Source organism: Frigoribacterium sp. CFBP9030, assembly GCF_034045195.1.
In the GTDB taxonomy this organism is placed as follows: Bacteria; Actinomycetota; Actinomycetes; order Actinomycetales; family Microbacteriaceae; genus Frigoribacterium.
In genome coordinates this window covers 274,199-292,477 of sequence record NZ_JAXCWG010000001.1, presented here as the reverse complement: position 1 = coordinate 292,477, position 18,279 = coordinate 274,199, and the positions used below count along the sequence as shown (strand labels likewise).

The 18,279-nt window shown below is 71.4% G+C and carries 16 protein-coding genes; 5 read left to right on the top strand and 11 right to left on the bottom strand.

Translation table 11 applies throughout. The features are described from left to right. Nucleotides 1–48: 48 nt before the first annotated feature. From SOM13_RS01335 to SOM13_RS01315, 5 genes are all read right to left on the bottom strand, one after another. Nucleotides 49–720 carry a class F sortase gene (locus tag SOM13_RS01335; RefSeq protein ID WP_192059892.1) on the bottom strand — a complete coding sequence of 224 codons (672 nt, stop codon included), beginning with the start codon at nt 718–720 and terminating at the stop codon, nt 49–51. A gap of 1 nt (nt 721) precedes the next feature. Further along, nucleotides 722–1,891 (bottom strand): glycosyl hydrolase family 8, encoded by a 1,170-nt coding sequence (locus SOM13_RS01330; protein WP_320478691.1) that lies wholly within the window; start codon nt 1,889–1,891, stop codon nt 722–724. A gap of 103 nt (nt 1,892–1,994) precedes the next feature. After that, on the bottom strand, nt 1,995–2,852 hold the full coding sequence (locus SOM13_RS01325) for a DUF4397 domain-containing protein (protein ID WP_192059887.1): 858 nt from the start codon (nt 2,850–2,852) through the stop codon (nt 1,995–1,997). Nucleotides 2,853–2,946: 94 nt separating this feature from the next. Beyond that, nucleotides 2,947–4,941, bottom strand: coding sequence for an ArnT family glycosyltransferase (locus SOM13_RS01320; RefSeq protein WP_320478690.1), 1,995 nt, complete (start codon nt 4,939–4,941; stop codon nt 2,947–2,949). Further along, entirely contained in the window at nt 4,938–6,452 is a 1,515-nt protein-coding gene (locus tag SOM13_RS01315; protein ID WP_320478689.1) for a glycosyltransferase family 2 protein, read from the bottom strand. Before SOM13_RS01315 ends, SOM13_RS01320 begins: the two co-directional genes overlap by 4 nt. A gap of 285 nt (nt 6,453–6,737) precedes the next feature. Here SOM13_RS01315 and SOM13_RS01310 point away from each other — a divergent pair, with 285 nt between their 5' ends. From SOM13_RS01310 to SOM13_RS01295, 4 genes are all read left to right on the top strand, one after another. After that, a complete protein-coding gene (locus SOM13_RS01310; RefSeq protein ID WP_320478688.1) occupies nt 6,738–7,742 on the top strand; it encodes an aldo/keto reductase family protein in 1,005 nt (334 codons plus the stop codon). Between the two features lie 161 nt (nt 7,743–7,903). Then, complete coding sequence (locus SOM13_RS01305; protein ID WP_243215189.1) at nt 7,904–8,455, top strand: YceI family protein; 552 nt, start codon at nt 7,904–7,906, stop codon at nt 8,453–8,455. A gap of 250 nt (nt 8,456–8,705) precedes the next feature. Then, nucleotides 8,706–9,263, top strand: a complete 558-nt coding sequence (locus tag SOM13_RS01300; protein ID WP_320478687.1) for a TIGR03086 family metal-binding protein — start codon at nt 8,706–8,708, stop codon at nt 9,261–9,263. Between the two features lie 60 nt (nt 9,264–9,323). Beyond that, the gene (locus SOM13_RS01295; protein ID WP_192059877.1) at nt 9,324–11,018 is read left to right on the top strand and encodes a long-chain-fatty-acid--CoA ligase; all 1,695 of its coding nucleotides are present in this window, start codon (nt 9,324–9,326) and stop codon (nt 11,016–11,018) included. A 19-nt stretch (nt 11,019–11,037) separates the two neighbouring features. Here SOM13_RS01295 and lepB read toward each other — a convergent pair whose 3' ends face one another. The 3 genes from lepB to SOM13_RS01280 form a co-directional block, all read right to left on the bottom strand. Further along, the gene (gene lepB, locus SOM13_RS01290; protein WP_243215847.1) at nt 11,038–11,625 is read right to left on the bottom strand and encodes a signal peptidase I; all 588 of its coding nucleotides are present in this window, start codon (nt 11,623–11,625) and stop codon (nt 11,038–11,040) included. Between the two features lie 29 nt (nt 11,626–11,654). Then, on the bottom strand, nt 11,655–12,572 hold the full coding sequence (locus SOM13_RS01285) for an oxygenase MpaB family protein (protein ID WP_320478686.1): 918 nt from the start codon (nt 12,570–12,572) through the stop codon (nt 11,655–11,657). Between the two features lie 106 nt (nt 12,573–12,678). Continuing rightward, nucleotides 12,679–13,497 (bottom strand): SDR family oxidoreductase, encoded by an 819-nt coding sequence (locus SOM13_RS01280; protein WP_320478685.1) that lies wholly within the window; start codon nt 13,495–13,497, stop codon nt 12,679–12,681. 133 nt (nt 13,498–13,630) lie between these two features. Between SOM13_RS01280 and SOM13_RS01275 the strand changes: the two genes are divergently transcribed. Next, the gene (locus SOM13_RS01275) at nt 13,631–15,313 is read left to right on the top strand and encodes a long-chain-fatty-acid--CoA ligase (protein ID WP_320478684.1); all 1,683 of its coding nucleotides are present in this window, start codon (nt 13,631–13,633) and stop codon (nt 15,311–15,313) included. A 46-nt stretch (nt 15,314–15,359) separates the two neighbouring features. On the opposite strand, the gene SOM13_RS01270 is transcribed toward SOM13_RS01275, so the two are convergent. From SOM13_RS01270 to SOM13_RS01260, 3 genes are read right to left on the bottom strand one after another with little or no spacing between them, the layout of a single operon-like run. Next, nucleotides 15,360–15,809 (bottom strand): SRPBCC family protein, encoded by a 450-nt coding sequence (locus tag SOM13_RS01270; protein ID WP_320478683.1) that lies wholly within the window; start codon nt 15,807–15,809, stop codon nt 15,360–15,362. Then, nucleotides 15,806–17,272 (bottom strand): NAD(P)/FAD-dependent oxidoreductase, encoded by a 1,467-nt coding sequence (locus SOM13_RS01265; RefSeq protein ID WP_320476971.1) that lies wholly within the window; start codon nt 17,270–17,272, stop codon nt 15,806–15,808. Before SOM13_RS01265 ends, SOM13_RS01270 begins: the two co-directional genes overlap by 4 nt. Next, nucleotides 17,269–18,276 carry an SDR family oxidoreductase gene (locus tag SOM13_RS01260; RefSeq protein ID WP_320478682.1) on the bottom strand — a complete coding sequence of 336 codons (1,008 nt, stop codon included), beginning with the start codon at nt 18,274–18,276 and terminating at the stop codon, nt 17,269–17,271. The genes SOM13_RS01265 and SOM13_RS01260 overlap by 4 nt, the downstream gene beginning before the upstream one ends. Between the last annotated feature and the right edge of the window lie 3 nt (nt 18,277–18,279).

Here is an 18,279-nt window from a genome sequence, read left to right as displayed (position 1 = left end):
GGGTCAGGTCGGGTCGGGTCGGGTCGGGTTCGGATGGGTTCGAGCCGGTCACGAGACCAGGTCGGCGAAGACGATCAGGTTGTCCTCGTAGTGCCCGGTCGACGAGTCGAATCGTCCGTCGCAGGTGATGAGCCGCAGTGTCGGGGTGGGCGTGCTCCCGTAGACGTCCGAGGTCGGGAAGTTCGCCTTCGGAGCCGTCTCGCTGCCGGTCACCGAGAAGGTGTGGACCTCACCGGTCGACAGGGTCACGAGCACCTCGTCGCCGGGCTCGAGCTCGGGCAGATCGACGAACACCGCGGGCCCGGTCGACGAGTCGACGTGACCGGCGATGATTGCGGGGCCTACTCCCCCGGGCACGACGCCGTCCTCGTACCAGCCGGCCGACATCCACGCCTCGGGAGCGTCCAGTTCGCCGGCGGCCCCGAGGCCGAGATCCTCGAGCCCCGAGTCCACGCCGATCGACGGGATCCGCACCCGAACGGGCTCGGCGCCCGCAGGAGGCGCGGTGTACGTCTGGGCCGCCGGGTCCTGGAACCCCTCGGTCGAGACGGACGGGGTCGAGCCGCCCCGCGCCTCCTCGGTGCCGGTCGATGTCGACGATGCGCCGTCTGGCTGCGCCGCGACGGCCGCGACGGTCACGCCCCCGACGGCCAGCGCGACGGCGACGCCGATCGCGACGGCGGCCTTCGTGTGCTCGCGGAGCCAGGTGGTGGGGTTCATGTCAGTCCTCCTCCAGAGGCGAGCACTCACCGATCGACGTGCCGTCGAGCTGCAGGGCTGCGAGCGCCGACCAGGCCGTGCCGTAGTACGTGGGGGTCGAGGTGGCGACCTCGTCGGCGCGACGCAGGTCGTCGGCCGCCGCCTGCCGGTCGCCGGCTGCGGCCTCGGCGGCTGCCCGGGCCGCGTAGGCCAACGGGCTCTTGTCGGCTCCGGTCGACTGGCCCCCCAGGTCGAGCTGCATGGGCAGCTCGTCGTAGCGCTGGAGCACCGGCGCCAGACGCGCGGCGAGGGCCACATCGGCCGGGTCGCACGACTCGGCGTACCGCAGGGGCAGGCGGGCGGCGTCGTAGCCGTACTCGACGGTGCCGCTCGATCCGTCGGCGCTCGGCAGGGGCACGACCGTGCCGTCCTGTGCGACCTGCGCCCAGTTGCTGGGCAGCGCGGTCGAGTCGAGGATCTCCGTCGTCACGGCGCGCGAGCCGGCCGCGAGCTCGTCCCAGCGCGGGTCGCCGCTGGCGGCGCCGAGCTCCTGGAAGGTCGCGGGCGAGGCGTACGAGGGGTTGTACGACCACGGCGCATCGCCCTGAGCCCACAACCCGGGGAGGAGGATCCGCCCGACGTCGGTCGACGCGGTCATCGTGTCGAGCACGACGCCGCCGAGCTCGACGCCCGCCGCGGTCAGATCGGGGCGGTCGAAGGCGTCGCCGGCGAGCACGAGCGCCCGAGCGGCGTCCACGTCGGCGTCGCTCGCCGGGCCGTCGTCGACCACGGCGCCGTCCGCCCACTGCCAGGCGAGCAGACCGTCGTCGCGCACGAGGTTGTCGGTGGTCCACTCCCAGATGGTGTCGAAGGCCTTCTCGTCGTCGACGCCGACCGCCACGAGGAGACCGTACGCCTGGCCTTCGCTGACGGTGTCGTCGCCCTGGTCGCGGCGGACGACGCGCCCGTCGGAGTCGACCCAGTCGTCGAGGAACGCCTCGCCGATCTGGTCGGGCGTCCGCTCGGGTGCCGAGGTGGGGGTGATGCCGGGGTCGCTGGTCGCGCCCGTCCGTCCGCCCGCCTCGTCCGGCGAACCGCCGAACGGGCCGACGACGAATGAGGCGATCCCGGCCGTGACGGTCACTGCCACCACGACCGCCGCTGCGAGCAGCAGTCTCGTCTTCTTCGTCATGTCGTTCCTCACTGTGCTGTCATCGTCGTGCCGGTCGAGGAGGCGCGGTGCCCGGCGGCGCCGAGCCGCGCCTCCTCGTCCGTCCATTCGCTCCGCCGCGGCGTCAGCCGATGCGGAGGAAGCCGAGCACGGACGCCCAGAAGCCCCGCGTCTCGCTGGAGGCCTCGTCGGCGGGGTGCTCGGCGAGGTAGCCGCCTCCGGTCTGCACGCCCCCTTGCGGGGTCTCGGCGGTCGACGCGCTGTCGACGACGGGTACGACGGTCAGTCCACCCGTCGAGTTGTCGAGCACGAACAGCGTGTTGACGCTGCCTGCGGCGAGGTCGACGTCGGCCGAACCCTCTACGTCGTCGCCCGTCAGGTCGAGCGTCCACGGGCCGGCGTCGACGCTGGCGTACCCGCTGGCGCTGCCGAAGGGGGCGTCGCTGGCGATCGTGGTGCCGGTGCTGGTCGCCACGTCGACGGTGTCGGTGACGTTCGCCGCCTGCACGAGGCGGAGCTTCGCCTCGCCGGGCGCGGGGGCGGTGAGGTCATCCGTGAAGACCTCGGTCCGGAGGTCGTCGTTCTCGCCGTACGCCAGCGCGGTGATCGGCTGCCCGCTCTCGACGGTGACGTTGGTGCTGATCACCGGTTCGGCGGCCGGTGCGTCGGCGGCGGTCATCGAGACGACGTACGTGCCCGCGGGCAGCGCCTCGTAGGGGCTGACCTGACCGTAGGTGACGTCGTCGAGGTCCATGACGACCTGACCGCCCTTGATCGAGGTGAGGGTGACGTCGACCGACTTGGTGTCGGGCGACAGGTGGCCGACACGGACCCAGCCGTCGCCCTCGGCGGCCTGGGCGGGCGAGACGCCCACCACCGAGGCGGCCACGGCGGCGGTCGCGGCGACGCCCAGGGCGAGAGCGGCGGTGAGTCGGCGGCGGGAGGAGGCGGGGGTTCGGATGGTGCTGATGGCGGGTGCCATGAGGTGGTTCCTTTCCGGTCGGGATCCGGCTCGAGGAGGAGCCGGCGGGAGGAGGGGCGGCGCGCGTCGGATCGACCACGCGCCGCCGTGCGGCTCAGCCGAGCAGGCCGCTCGGCGGGAGGGCGGACCAGGTGGCGATCAGGCCGTCATCGGTCGGGTCGGCGCCGACAGGAGCGTAGGTCGATCCGAGTCCGTCGACGACGGCGGCCAGATCGTCGACCGACCGACCGTCGGCGGGGATGATCTCCAGCTGTCGGAAGAGCCCCTCCGACTCGCCCGGCAGCGAGGCGGGGTCGGCGACGCTGATCGGGCCGGCCGCGGCGAGCTGACCCAGGACGATCATCGCCCTCGGGTCGACGCGGCCGTCGGAGAGCGCCTGGCGGAACACGTCGGACACCTGCAGCGACGGGTTCTGGGCGAGTTCGCGACCGACCTGCGATCGGGCCGCCGCGTCGGCGTCGGCGTCGGTCGCGGCCTGGGCGGCGCCGTCGGTGTCGATGCGACGCACGTCGACCTCCTGGTCGCCGCTGCCGAACGACGCGACGACGGTCGAGTTGTCGAGGGCCTGACGGATGCCCTCCGAGGAGCCGCCCGAGGTGCGGACGGACTCGGTCGTGACGATGAAGTCGCTGTCGCGCCAGCCGTTCGGCGACTGCGCCCGGACGGCGCCGTCGGTGTCCAGCTTGTAGAACCAGATGACGTTGTCCCGAGCGAATCCGTCGTCGACGAGATCGACCCACATCGCGTCGTCCACGAGCAGTCGGCTGTCCTTCGGCACGTTGTCCGAGATCCATCCCTGCGCGTCGCGCATCGGGGCGTCGAGGTCCGCGAGGAAGAACCCGCGGAGCTGCGTCGTCCAGAGCGGCACGATGGCGACGGCGGCCACCGCGGTCACGGCGACCCAGACGACGGCGCCGGAGCGGCCGGCCGCCGTGCCGAGCCGGCTCTCGCGTCGGGCGCGGAGCGAGCGCACGGCCGAGTCCGACACCGCCGCGATCAGCAGTGCCGCGAACGGCAGCATCATGATCACGTAGGGGACGGGCAGATAGCCGCCCGGGCGGAACATGAACGCGATGAGGAAGACCATCATCACGGCGATCGGCCGGACCCTCGTCAGGAAGACGCCGACGACCGAGGCCGCCGCGCCCAGCACGATCACGACCATGTCGAGCTGCCACCACTGCGACACGGTGGCGAAGAAGAGGCTGCCCGTGTCGAGGATCGAGCCGCTCGACTCGCGGGTGCCGAGCTGGAACGTGATCCCCTCGAGCAGACTGACGCGCCCGGCGCCCGGCAGCAGCTCGCCCTTGACCCCGGCGAGCGCGATGTACGAGAGGCCGATCAGCACGAGCAGCGCCGAGGCGATGGACAGTGTGTACCGACGCGTCGAGCGGTCGGCTCCCCGGATCATGACCCAGGCCAGGAACGGCAGGGCCAGCAGGTACGTCTCCTTCGACAGGACGGCGATGCCGAACGACGCGGAGGCCGCCGCGTAGCCGGCCAGCTGGTGCCGCCTGCTCAGGGCGAACAGGAAGGCGGCGAGGAGCCACGGGGTCGCGACGTTGTCGAGGTACACGGTGCGGTGGAACTGCACGGCGAGGGGGGAGACGGCGAACACGAGGGCGGCGACCGAGGCGGCCACGCGGCTCAGCCCGATCCTGCGGGCCAGCACCCAGAGCAGGGCGACCGCGACGACGGTGAAGAACACCATGGCCTCGCGGCCCGCCAGGACGGCGATGCTGTAGCGCGAGAACGCGCCGGTCAGGGCCGTGTACGCCGAGATCTGCAGCCAGCCCACGGGCGGGTGGTCGTACCAGTAGGTGTAGTGGGCGAGTTCGCCGAGGTTCTGCACGGCCCAGGCCTGGGCGACGTAGGTGCCCTCGTCGTCGATCCGCTGCGGCGAGCCGGCCATGTTGAGGCTCTGCACGACGGCGGCGACGGCGAGGACGGGCAGGAGCCAGAGCAGGGAGGCGCCGTGACGTCGGAGCCACGACACCCGGGGGGCGCGATCCGCTTCGGCCGGACGCGGCCGGATCGGTGCGTCCGGTGCGACGGTCGTGTCGGCTGGTCGGTCGAGGATGCTGGTCATCGGTCACCACCTCCGGTCAGGGCGAGGTCGTCGGTCGAACGGCCCGCCGCGTCGGTCGTCGGGGTCGGGGCGGCGTGCCCGAGCGGGGCGGGCACGGCGGCAGGTCGGTGGGCGCCCGTGTGCTCCGTCTTCTCCCAGGCGTTCAGCTTTCGGACCTGTCGCCAGACGGACCGGACGGCGGCCAGGGCCAGGAAGATCTGGTAAGGCAGCAGACCCCAGACGAGTCGGAAGTAGTCGCGCGCCCGGACCTTCTGCCCGTAGGTGCGACCGAATTCGCGGAGACCCGTGAACTCGACGGCCAGCAGCACGAGTGTCGGCGCCAGGGGGATGAACGAGAGCAGCGCGATCGCCGTCGGGACCTTGACCGTGAGGATCAGCGCGACCGAGATCGGGATCATCAGCCCGGTGGCCGCCTGGATGAAGGGCATGGTGAGCAGGTAGCGGGCCATCAGACGCTGACGGAGTCGGGGGAGCTTCTTCCATTCGCCTTTGCCGTAGACCTGCATGAAGCCCTGGTTCCAGCGGGTGCGCTGCTTGAGCAGAGACACGAAGGTGCCGGGGGTCTCCTCGCGGGTGACGACCTCGGGGCTGTAGGCCACGACGACCTTCGCACCGGCGCTCGAGAGTCGGACCCCGAGCTCGCAGTCCTCGGCGAGGCACTCGGCGTCCCAGCCCTCCGACCAGTCGAGCCACTCCTTGCGCACGAAGACCGTGTTGCCGCCGAGGGGGATGAACTTCTCCTTGGCGTGGAAGTGCAGACGCGACCGGAACCAGAAGTAGTACTCGAGCACGTTGCGGAGACTCCACCAGCTGCTCTGGAAGTTCATCAGCTGCACGCCGCCCTGCACCACATCGGCGTCGGTCTCGGTGAAACGCGAGTCGACGAGCGTCAGGAGGCGCGGGTGGACCTCGTCCTCGGCGTCGAACACTCCGACGATCTCGCCCCGCGACGACTGCAGCGCGAGGTTGAGGGCCTTCGGCTTGTTCTTCGGCACGCTCGAGTCGACGATCACGCGGATCAGCTCGGGGTGGCGCGCGGCGGCCTCGCGGGCGACGCGCTCGGTGCCGGGATCGTCGTGACCGACGATCGCGATGATCTCGAAGTCCGGGTGGTCCTGCAGGGCGAGTCGGTCGAGGGTCTGGCCCATGACCTCCTCCTCGTGCCGACCCGGCACCAGCAAGGTGAAGGAGTGAGCGGCGTCGAGAGGGTCCTCGCTGAACTGGCTGCCCTCGAGGTTGTCCTTCGAGCGCCACGCGTGCAGCATCCACCAGAGCGTCGAGACGGCCACCGCGGTGAGCAGCAGCGAGATGACGACGAGCGACGAGTAGCCGATCCACTCGAGGGCGGACCAGTCGGGGAGCTGGAAGCCGGCGAGTCCTTCGCCGGCCGTCGCCGCGCCTCCTCGGTTGGGGACGAACGTCTCGGGCGAGGCCGGCGCCTGCGGGGTCAGCAGCGGGGCGGGCTCACCGGCTGCCAGCAGGTCGGGATTGTGCGTCGGGTCAGTCGACACGGGTCACTCTCCTGTCAAAAGAGGTCGGGTTGGTCGTGGGTGTCGTCGAGCAGCGTGATGCTCAGCAGGTCGCGCGATTCGGGGTCGGCGCCGGGGCGGCAGTCGGCGGCGCCCCTCGTCCGAGGGTTCTCACCTCGGGTATGGCACCGGTTCGGGGGGTGCTCGAAAATCGGTTTGGTCGGATCCCCCGGCTGCCGGGGAATTGCCAGCTTCCCGTCATCTCCCGTTAACGTCCCCCGGTCGGGGGGCAGCCCGTCGGCCACCCGAGGCGCGTAGTTTGACGACATGGACTTCAGATACCTAGGAAACAGCGGCCTCAAGATCTCCGAGATCACTTACGGCAACTGGCTGACCCACGCCTCGCAGGTCGAGAACGACGTCGCCGCGCAGTGCGTCCGTGCCGCGCTCGACGCCGGCATCTCGACCTTCGACACCGCCGACGCGTACGCGAACACGGCGGCGGAGCAGGTTCTCGGCGACGCGCTCAAGGGCGAGCGTCGCGAGTCGCTCGAGATCTTCACGAAGGTGTACTGGCCGACCGGGCCCCGCGGTCACAACGACGTCGGGCTGAGCCGCAAGCACATCCTCGAGTCGATCGACGGGTCGCTCCGTCGTCTCGGCACCGACTACGTCGACCTCTACCAGGCGCACCGCTACGACGCCGACACCCCGCTCGAAGAGACCATGCAGGCGTTCGCCGACGTCATCCGCCAGGGCAAGGCGCTCTACATCGGGGTCAGCGAGTGGAACGCGGACCAGATCCGTGCCGGGCACGAGCTGGCCGTCAAGTACGGCGTGCAGCTCATCTCGAACCAGCCGCAGTACTCGATGCTCTGGCGCGTCATCGAGCAGGAGGTCGTGCCCACCAGCAAGCAGCACGGTCTCGGCCAGATCGTCTGGTCGCCGGTCGCGCAGGGCGTGCTCACCGGCAAGTACAAGCCGGGCGCCGAGCTGCCCGCCGGCAGCCGCGCCACGGACGACAAGGGAGGCGCTAGCTCGATCAAGAGGTTCCTCACCGACGAGGTGCTCACCGGTGTCGCGAAGCTCGAGCCGATCGCCGCCGATCTGGGCCTCACGATGGCCCAGCTCGCCATCGCCTGGGTGCTGCAGAACGACAACGTGGCGTCGGCCATCATCGGCGCCTCGCGACCCGAGCAGGTCGGCGACAACGTCAAGGCCGCGGGCGTGAAGCTGCCCGCCGAGGTCATGACCGCGATCGACGCGGCGCTCGGCGACCTCGCCGAGACCGACCCGTCGAAGACGGTCTCGCCCGACGAGCGACCCGCCTGAGCGACCCTGCGCGGAGAAACCCGGCGTCACGGGAATTCGCCAGGGGTGGATGCACTTGCATATACTCGTACCGACCTTCGGTGACACGTCACCGAAACCCCAGACGTCATCGCACCACCGGACATCGTCACATCAGTCACCCAGACCAATAGGAGAACACCATGGCAATCACCACCGAGACCATCCCCGCCGGCACCTGGAACCTCGACCCCACGCACAGCGAGGTCTCCTTCAGCGTCCGTCACCTCGCCATCAGCAAGGTCAAGGGCAGCTTCGAGTCGTTCGACGCGACCCTCGTCACCGCCGAGGACCACACCGCGAGCAAGGTCACGGCCTCGATCGACGTCGCGTCGGTCAACACGAACCAGAAGGACCGCGACGGTCACCTGCAGACCGGCGACTTCTTCCTGGCCGAGGAGCACCCCAAGATGACCTTCGTCTCGACCAGCATCGAGGAGAAGAGCGGCGACGAGTTCCTCGTGCACGGCGACCTGACCCTCCGTGGCGTCACCAAGCCCGTCACCCTGAAGAGCGAGTTCGGCGGCCTCGTCGTCGACGGCTACGGCCAGACCAAGCTCGGCTTCTCGGCGACCACCAAGATCGACCGCACCGCCTTCGGCGTCACCTGGAACGCGGCCCTCGAGGCCGGCGGCTTCACGCTCGGCAACGACGTGACCGTCACGCTCGAGATCCAGTTCGTGCTCCCCGCGTAAGCAGCAGCACCTCTCGAGGGCCCGCATCCGCCTGTCGGATGCGGGCCCTTCGTGCGCGACCCGCGCCTCCTCGGCTCCGGCGGGCCCGCGACCCGCGCCTCCGGGGCTTCGGCGGGTTCCCGTCATCGGCGGCGGGTCAGCGCTGACCCGCCCCCGATGACGGGAACCCGCCGCACCGACCCGCGGAACAATGCGCGGCCCCGTACGGTTGGCCCTGGCAGTCAGCCCCGCACCACCCGAGAGGACTCCCATGACCGTCGACTGGATCACCCTGCAGAAGACCGCGCACGACGAGTTCGCCCGCCGGGTCGAGGCCGTGGCCGACTGGGACGCCCCCACACCCGACACCGAGTGGAAGGTCCGCGACCTCGTCCGGCACGTGACCCGCGAGCAGCAGTGGGTGCCCCTCCTGCTCGAGGGCGGCGACCCCGCCGAGGCCGAGAACTCCATCGAGCCGCTCGGCGACGACCTCGTCGAGGCCTGGCACCGCTGGTCGAACGCCGCGACGGCGGCCTGGCGCGACGCCGATCCGCACGCCGAGGTGCGACTGAGCGCCGACGTCGTCCCCGTGCACGAGTACCTGGCCGAGCAGGTCGCCGACGTCACCATCCACAGCTGGGATCTCGCTCGTGCGGTCGGCGCCGACGAAGAGCTGGACGACGCCCTGGTCGAGGCCGTCTGGGGCGTCTTCGAGCCGCAGAAGGACGCTCTCGAGGCCTCGGGGCTGTTCGCGTCGCCCGTGCCGGTCGGCGACGACGCCCCGCTCCACATCCGCCTGCTCGCGTTGACGGGCCGCGACGCCCGCTGACACGCCCGTCGCATTCGCGCCTCCCGGGGGTTCATCACCCGACCCTGGCAAGCTCGGGGCATGACCGATCCGATCGACCGCCCGTGGCTGCACAGCTACGCTCCTGACGTCCCCGCCGACATCGAGCCCGTCACGGGCAGCCTCGTCGACCTGATCGACGACGCCGTGGCCGCGCACCGCACGCGTCCGGCCCTCGAGTTCTTCGGGCGCGAGACGTCGTACCGCGATCTGGGCGACCAGATCGCGCGCGCGGCCGAGGGGCTCAGGAGGCTCGGCGTGCGTCGAGGAGACCGCGTCGCCCTGATCGTCCCCAACAGCCCGCAGCACGTGGTCGCGTTCTACGCCGTGCTGCGCCTCGGCGCCGTCGTCGTCGAGCACAACCCGCTCTACACCGACCGCGAGCTGCGCCACCTCTTCGAGGACCACGGCGCGACCGTGGCGGTCGCATGGGACAAGCTGGTCGACCGCCTCCGCGCCCTGCCCTCCGACCTCGGTCTGACGACCATCGTGTCGGTCGACGTGACCAAGGGCATGCCGCTCGGCACCCGGTTGGCGCTGAAGCTGCCGGTGCCCGCCGCCAGGTCGTCGCGGGCGGCGCTGACGGACGGCGCGACGGGCGACTCGACGTTCGACGACCTGCTGTCGAACCGCCCGATCAAGAAGAAGCACCCCCGGCCCGAGGTCGACGATGTCGCCCTGCTGCAGTACACCAGCGGCACGACCGGGTCGCCGAAGGGCGCGATCCTCACGCACCGCAACCTCCGCAGCAACGCCGAGCAGGGGCGCGCGTGGGTGCCGGGGCTGGTCGAGGGCGCCGAGACGGTCTACGGCGTGCTGCCGTTCTTCCACGCCTACGGGCTGACGCTGTGCCTCACCTTCGCGATGAGTCTCGGCGCGCGGCTGGTGCTGTTCCCGAAGTTCGACGTCGACCTCGTGCTCAAGGCGGCGAAGAAGCACCCGCCGACATTCCTGCCGGCGGTGCCGCCGATCTATCAGCGACTCGCCGACGGCGCTCGCGAGAAGCGCGTCGACCTGTCGTCGGCCCGCTTCGCCATCTCGGGTGCCATGAATCTGCCGACCTCCGTCGTGACCGCCTGGGAGGGGGTGACGGGCGGCATGCTCGTCGAGGGCTTCGGTCTCACCGAGACCTCGCCCGTCGCGCTCGGAAACCCCATCGGCCCGACCCGCCGCGTCGGCACCGTCGGGGTGCCGTTCCCGTCGACGGAGGCGATCGTCGTCGACCGGGACTCCCCCGATCCGACCCGACCCGTGCCTCCCGGGGCAGCGGGCGAACTGCTGCTGCGTGGTCCGCAGGTGTTCCGCGGCTACTGGAACCGGCCCGACGAGACCGCCGAGGCGTTCCTCGAGGGCGGCTGGTTCCGCACCGGCGACATCGTCAGCATGAGCGCCGACGGCTACGTGACCATCGTCGACCGCATCAAGGAGCTCATCGTCACGGGCGGCTTCAACGTCGCCCCGTCCGAGGTGGAGGAGGCCGTGCTCGGGGCCGACGGCATCGCCGAGGCCGCCGTGGTGGGGGTCCCGCGCGCCGAGGGCGGCGAGGACGTCGTCGCGGCCGTGGTCCTGGCCGCGGGCGCGACCCTCGACGAGGCCGCCGTGCGCGATCACTGCCGCGGCCGTCTTGCCGCCTACAAGGTGCCGCGCCGGGTCGTCGTGGTCGACGAGCTGCCGAAGTCGCTGATCGGCAAGGTGCTGCGTCGGCAGGTCCGCGACAGCCTCATCGCCGCGGGCTAGACGGGACGTCCCGGCACGACTAGAGCCAGCGGGCCCGGTCGAACGGCCAGAACACCACGAAGGCCCGGCCGACGACGTTCTCCTCCGGGACGAACCCCGCGTAGGGCCCGCTCTGGTGCGCCCGCGAGTCGGCGGAGTCCTCGCGGTTGTCGCCGAGCACCCACAGCGCCCCCTCGGGCACGGTGACGTCGAAGGGCGTCAGCGACGCCGGGTCGCCCGCGGGCACCGTGATGTACGGCTCGTCGATCGGCTCGCCGTTGACGAGCACGCGCCCCTCGGCGTCGCAGCACGAGACGGTGTCGCCCGGCAGACCGATGACGCGCTTGACGAGGTCCTGACCCGGCTCCCCCGGCAGCCAGCCGCCCGGATCCTCGAAGACGACGATGTCGCCGTGGTGCAGCGGCATCGCGTTCGAGGCGAGCACGTTGACGACCAGCCGGTCGCCGATCATCAGCGTGTTCTCCATCGACGCGGACGGGATGTAGAACGACCGCACCAGATACGTGCGGACGCCCCACGAGACGAGCAGGGCGATCAGCACGATCACGACGACGTCGCGCAGGAGGCGGAACGGTCGATGGGGACGAGGAGGCGCGGTGTCGGTCACGACGACATCCTCTCAGTCGCCTGCTGGGGTCAGACCGATGCCCACCCGAGTCGTTCGAGTCGCGTCAGCGCGTGCTTCTCAGCCGGCGGCCGCGGGCCCATGACGGCGCCCACTCCCCGCAGCACGGCCGCGGCGGGACCGGCGGTCGGCAGCTCGACGGGACCGACGTGCGGCGGACGCAGATCGAGCAGCTCCTGAAATCGGGGTTGCAGCGTCGCGACCGCGCCGTTGAACAGCAGGGGGTAGCCGGCCCGGAGGACGGGGAACAGCGGCGGACGCCGGATGAACCGCACGACGTCGTCGGTGCGGGAGGTCCGCTCGAGGACTCCCCGGCGATCGAAGTCCATCAGCTGGTGCTGCATCTCGGCAACGGTCAGCGGCGGATTCGGCACACCCATCAGCTCGCCGGCGACGGCCCACTCGCGGACGTAGGCATCGGGGCCTCCGGGCACCTCGCGCCCGCCCCATCGATGGAAGGCGGCCAGGAACGAGTCGGCGAAGGCCATGTGCACCCAGCTGAGCAGCTCGGGGTCGTTGGCCGCGTAACCGTGCGAGACGCCGTGACGGTCGTCGTACTGCCCGACGACTTTCGTATGCAGCCGCGAGACCCAGTTCGACGCCTGGGTCGCGGCGTCCCGACTGCCGTAGGTGACCGTGTAGATCCAGCGGATCGTCCCGGCGAGCCGCCCCAGAGGGTCCTCCTTGAAGCGCGAGTGGTCGTGCACTCCGGCGAGCGCACCGGGGTGGAGGGCCTGGACGAGCAGCGCCCGAACCCCGGCGGCGATGGTCGCCTTGGCCCCGTGCACGGCCCAGACGGCCGACCCCGGCTCGAAGAACCCCTCGTCGTCGCCCTTCTCGAGGTCGATCATCCACTGCGGCGTGCCCGTCGCCTGCCCGTTGAAGGTCTGCTGCAGACGGGCGCGCAGCGGGGAGACGAGGTCGGTCATGGCCCGATCATGCGCTCTCGGACCTGAGGACTCCCGGGAACGGACACCGCGCCTCCTGCAGGTCTCGGGAGACGCAGGAGGCACGGCGGGCGTCGGCGACGGAGGGTCAGCCGCCGTGCGCCTCGACCGAGACGGACTGCCACTCGTTCCACGTCGCGAGACGCGACTCGTAGTCCTTGGTGGCGATGCCGAGCGGCGCCTTGCCGAAGAAGATGCGGAGGGGCGGCTGCTCGGCGTCGACGACCTTGAGGATCGCGCCGCGCGTGGCCTTCGGGTCACCCGGGTCGGCGGCCGACGGGCGCTTCGAGGCGGCCTCGCGCACCTCGGCGTACTCCTCGAGCTCGTCGCTGCGAGACGCGGACGGGCCCGACCAGTCGGTGCTGAACCCGCCGGGCTCGACCAGGGTGACGTGGATGCCGAAGCCCGCCACCTCCTGCGCCAGCGACTGGCTGATGCCCTCGAGCGCCCACTTCGACGCGTGGTAGATGCCGACCGTCGGGAACGCGCTGATGCCGCCGATGCTGGACACCTGCACGATGTGGCCCGACCCCTGCTCGCGCATGATCGGCAGAGCAGCCTGCGTCACCCACAGGGCGCCGAACAGATTCGTCTCGAGCTGCCCCCTGGCCTCGGTCTCGCTGATCTCCTCGACCATGCCGAAGTGGCCGTAGCCGGCGTTGTTCACGACGACGTCGAGACGACCGAACGTCTCGGCGGCCTCCTGCACGGCGGCGATGTCGGCCGCGCGGTCGGTGACGTCGAGCTGCAGCGGCAGGAAGGCGTCACCGTACTGCTCGACGAGACCGGCGACGTCGTCCAGGTTCCGTGCGGTGCCGGCGACGCGATCGCCTCGTTCGAGTGCGGCCTCGGCCCACTCTCGGCCGAAGCCCTTGGATGCTCCGGTGATGAACCAGACCTTGCTCACGGTGTTCCTCTCGTCGGGGTGCGGGTCCCCCCGATCCAACGCCCGCCCGTCTGGACGGCGTCCAGGTGCCCCTTCCCCGCGTCGCTGCACGACGCGCACGATCGAACGGCCTCGTTCGCCCTAGAGTGAGAGGGTGACCATCGAGACCCCGCGTCCCTGGCTTGACTCGTACGCCCCCGGCGTCCCGCACGAGATCGAGCCCGTCACGGGCTCTCTCCTCGACCTGGTGGACGGCAGCGCGAAGCGCTACCCGAAGGCGGTGGCGCTCGAGTACTTCGGGGCCACGACCTCGTACACCGAGCTCGTCGAGCAGATCGCGCGTGCGGCCGAGGGCCTGCGGAAGCTCGGAGTGGGCCACGGCGACACCGTGGCCCTCGTGCTGCCGAACGGCCCGCAGCACGTCGTCGCGTTCTACGCCGTCCTGCGTCTCGGCGCCGTGGTCGTCGAGCACAACCCGCTCTACACGCCGCGCGAGCTGCGTCACCAGTTCGAAGACCACGGCGCCAAGATCGCCATCGCCTGGAACAAGGTCGTCGACACGATCCAGGCGTTCCCCGACGACGTCGCGGTCGACCACGTCGTCTCGGTCGACGTGACGAAGGCGATGCCGTTCGGCACGCGGCTGGCCCTCCGTCTGCCGATCGCCAAGGCACGCGAGTCCCGCGAGCGCCTCTACGCGCCGGTCCGCGGCACGACCCCGTGGGAGGACGTCGTCGGCTCGCGCCCGATCCGCCCCAAGCACCCCCGCCCCGAGACCGACGACCTCGCGGTCATCCAGTACACGAGCGGCACCACCGGCACGCCGAAGGGCGCGCAGCTGACGCACCGCAACCTGCTCTCGAACGCGGCGCAGTCACGGGCCTGGGTGCCGACCATCGAGCAGGGCGCGTGCACCGTCTACGCCGTCCTGCCGATGTTCCACGCCTACGGCCTGACGCTCTGCCTGACCTTCGCGATGAGCATGGGGGCGCGCCTCGTGCTGTTCCCCGCCTTCGACCCGGCGCTCGTCCTCAAGGTCATGAAGAAGCGACCGCCGACCTTCCTGCCTGCCGTCCCGCCGATCTACACGCGCCTCCGCAAGGCGGCCGACGACGCCGGCGTCTCGCTGCGTGGCGTCGAGGTCGCGATCTCGGGCGCCATGCCCCTGTCCGCCGAGGTCGTCGAGCCGTGGGAGGCCGAGTCCGGCGGCTGGCTGGTCGAGGGCTACGGGCTCTCCGAGTGCTCGCCCGTGCTCATGGCCAATCCCGTCGGGCCGACCCGCCGCGCCGGCACCGTGGGGCTCCCGCTGCCGAGCACGGAGGTGCGGGTCGTCGACCCCGACCAGCCGACGGTCGACGTCGCCCCGGGCGAGTCAGGCGAGCTGATCGTGCGCGGCCCCCAGGTGTTCACCGGCTACTACCGCAAGCCGCAGGCCACGAGCGAGGTCTTCGTCGACGGCGACTGGTTCCGCACCGGAGACATCGTCACCGTCGACGACGACGGCTTCGTGCGCGTCGTCGACCGCATCAAGGAGCTCATCATCACCGGTGGGTTCAACGTCGCGCCCTCCGAGGTCGAAGAGGTCCTGACGCGCTTCGAGGGCGTCGTCGACGCGGCCGTGGTCGGCATGCCGAGCCCCGGCGGCGAGCAGGTCGCCGCGGCGATCGTCGTCTCCCCCGGTGCCGAGGTCGACGTCGCCGAGCTGCGTGCCTTCGCCCGCAAGCACCTCACGCCCTACAAGGTGCCGCGACGCATCGTCGTCGTCGACGCCCTGCCGACCTCGCTGATCGGCAAGGTGCTGCGCCGCAAGGTGCGCGACGAGCTGCTCGGTCACTGACCGACAGCGCCCCGGGCGTCCTGGCCCGGGGGCGGCGAGACCCGACCTAGTCGGCCTTGCCGTCCCGTCGCCCCTCGGCCAGCCAGGCCAGCCGCTGCAGCGTCTCGCGATTGCGGTGCTTGAGCATGACGTTCTGCAGCGGTCTCGGCACGAGGGTCCCCGGGCCGGACACCGCGTCCTCCGTCATGGTGACGTGCGAACCGCCCGAGATGGGCTTGACCGCGAACCCGACCCGCGCCTCCCCCAGGGGCCAGCCGCGCGCGATCATGACGACGCGACGGGGCGGGTCCCACTCGACGATGCTCGTCGAGTCGTCGATCACCGCGGGCCAGACGCCGACCGAGTGGCTGATCTTCGAGCCGGCCTCCGGCCACGCGGGCTCCACATCGCGCACTCGCGACGCCCCGACGACCCAGCTCGGGTACGACCAGCCGTCGCGCAGGATCGCGAAGACGTTGTCGGGCGATGCGTCCATGAATCGCTCCTCGATGCTCATGCCGGCTCCTCCCGGTCGGGTCCCAGATGGGGCAGGTCGGTGATGCCGAACTCGTGCCGGAGGGCGCTGCGGGCGGCGTAGGCGCCACCCATCCCGTGCACGCTCGGCCCGGGCGGCACCGACGACGACGCGAGGTACACGCCGGCGACGGGGGTCCGCCACGGCTCGGTCGACAGCACCGGGCGCACGACGAGCTGTTTGAGGCTCGGCGCACCCGAGGCGATGTCGCCGCCGATGTAGTTCGGGTCGTGGGCCTCGAGCTCGTCGGCGCTGTACGAGTGCGACGCGAGCACCACGTCGCGGAAGCCCGGCGCGAAGCGCTCGATCTGCGCCGTGATGACCTCGGTCATGTCGCGGGTGCTGCCCGACGGCACGTGCGCGTACGTCCAGAGCGAGTGCTGCCCGCTCGGTGCCCGGGTGTCGTCGACGACGCTCGGCTGCACGACGAGCACGAACGGGTCGTCGGAGTGCCGCCCCCTGGCCACGTCGTGCTCGGCGCGGGCCACGTCGGCCCGATCGCCGCCGAGGTGCACCGTCGGCGACCCCCGCAGGGCGTCGACCGCCCAGGGCACCGGGCCGCTGAGCGCGAAGTCGACCTTCGACGCTCCCCCGCCGTAGCGGAACCGCTCGAGGCGACGACGATAGCCGTCGGGGAGGCGCGCGCCGGCCATCGAGATCAGCTGCCGGGGCGTCACGTCCAGCAGTGCGACGTCGCTGTCGAGCTGCCCGAGGTCGGTGATCTCCGTGTCGGTCTCGATCACCCCGCCGTGCGCCACGAGGTCGGCCGCGAGCGCATCGGCGATCGACTGGCTGCCGCCGCGAGGCAGAGCCCAGCCCCGCCCATGCCCGTGCACGGCGAGGGTCAGACCGGCGGCGGAGGCGGACAGGCTCGGCATCGGACGGATGGCGTGGGCCATGACGCCGGCGAGCAGGGCCGTCGCCTCGCGCGTCTTCAGCCCGGCGTCCCACCAGGGGCCGCCCTGGGCGAGGATGCGCAGGCCGAACTCCACCACCGTGCCGGGGTGCCTGGGCACCTGCAGGATGGGCGACAGCGTGAACTGCGAGATCTCGTCCTCGAGGTCGACGAGGCGGCCGAACATGCGGCGCCAGGTCGGCCCGTCCACCCCGAGACCGGCGACCGTCCGCTCGAGGTCGCGGTACGCCACACCCGCGGTGCCTCCGTCGACGGGATGCGCGTACGAGATCTCGGGCACGATCATCTCGACGCGCTGCTCGAGCCCCCACCGCCGGAAGAACCCCGAGGCCATGGCCATCGGGTGCACGGCGGAGCAGATGTCGTGGCGGAAGCCGGGCAGGGTCAGCTCGGCCGTGCGCGTGCCGCCGCCGATGGTCGACGCCCGCTCCACGAGCTGCACCTTGAGCCCCGCCCGAGCGAGCACCACCGCCGCGGCCAGCCCGTTGGGACCCGCCCCGACGACCGATGCGTCGTAGGGCCGGCTCATCGGCGACGCCCCGACACCGCCCGGACGGTCGCGAATCCGGCGCCGAGGGCGGCGGCGACCGCGAGACCGCGACCGAGGCCGCGGTGCTCGGTGTACCAGACCTGGGGGCTCGTCGAATGGGCCTGATCGCTGAAGATGCCTCGCGCCCCGTGGTCGCCGGCCGTGGGCTCGTAGAGGTTGTCGGGCAGCATCGGCTCCTTCTTCTGAGGCGCCTGCTGACCCGAGTAGCCGGTCTTGGCCAGGAAGACGTCCATCAGCCCCGCGGCGAGGCGATTGCCCATGACCGTGCCCAGCGTCGGCTCGCCGATCCACGACCGGCGACGCGGCTTCTCGGCGACGGCGGCGATGGCCCGGGCGCCGACCTCGGGTTCGAAGATCGGCGCGACGGGCATCGGGTGGTCGGGCAGATCCGTGCGGACCCAGTTGAACTGGATGGTGTTCAGCGCCGGCATGTCGACCGTCGAGATGCGGACCGCGCTCTTGTTGTGCAGCAGCTCGGTGGTCACCGACTCCGTGAAGCCCTGGACGGCGTGCTTCGCGGCGCAGTATGCGGCCTGCAGGGGGATGCCGCGGTGCGCCAGCGCCGAGCCGACCTGGATCACGTGACCGCTGTCGCGCGGCACCATCCGCGAGAGGGCCGCACGGGTTCCGTTGACGAAGCCGAAGTAGTTGACGGCCGTCGCCCGCTCGAAGTCGTCGGGGTCGGTGTCCAGGAACTCGCCGAACACCCCGACCATGGCGTCGTTCACCCAGAGGTCGATGGGCCCGAGCTCCGATTCGACGCGATCGGCGGCGGCCTCGACCTGCGCACGGTCGGCGACGTCCGTCGGGATGCCGAGAGCGCGACGCCCGGCGGCCTCGACGTCGGCGACGGCCCCGTCGAGTCCGTCCTGACCGCGGGCGAGCACCGCGACGTCCCAGCCGCGGGCGGCGAGCTCTCGGACGGTGGCACGGCCGAGTCCGGCGGTTCCTCCGGTGACGACGGCGATCCTGCTGGTGCTCATGCT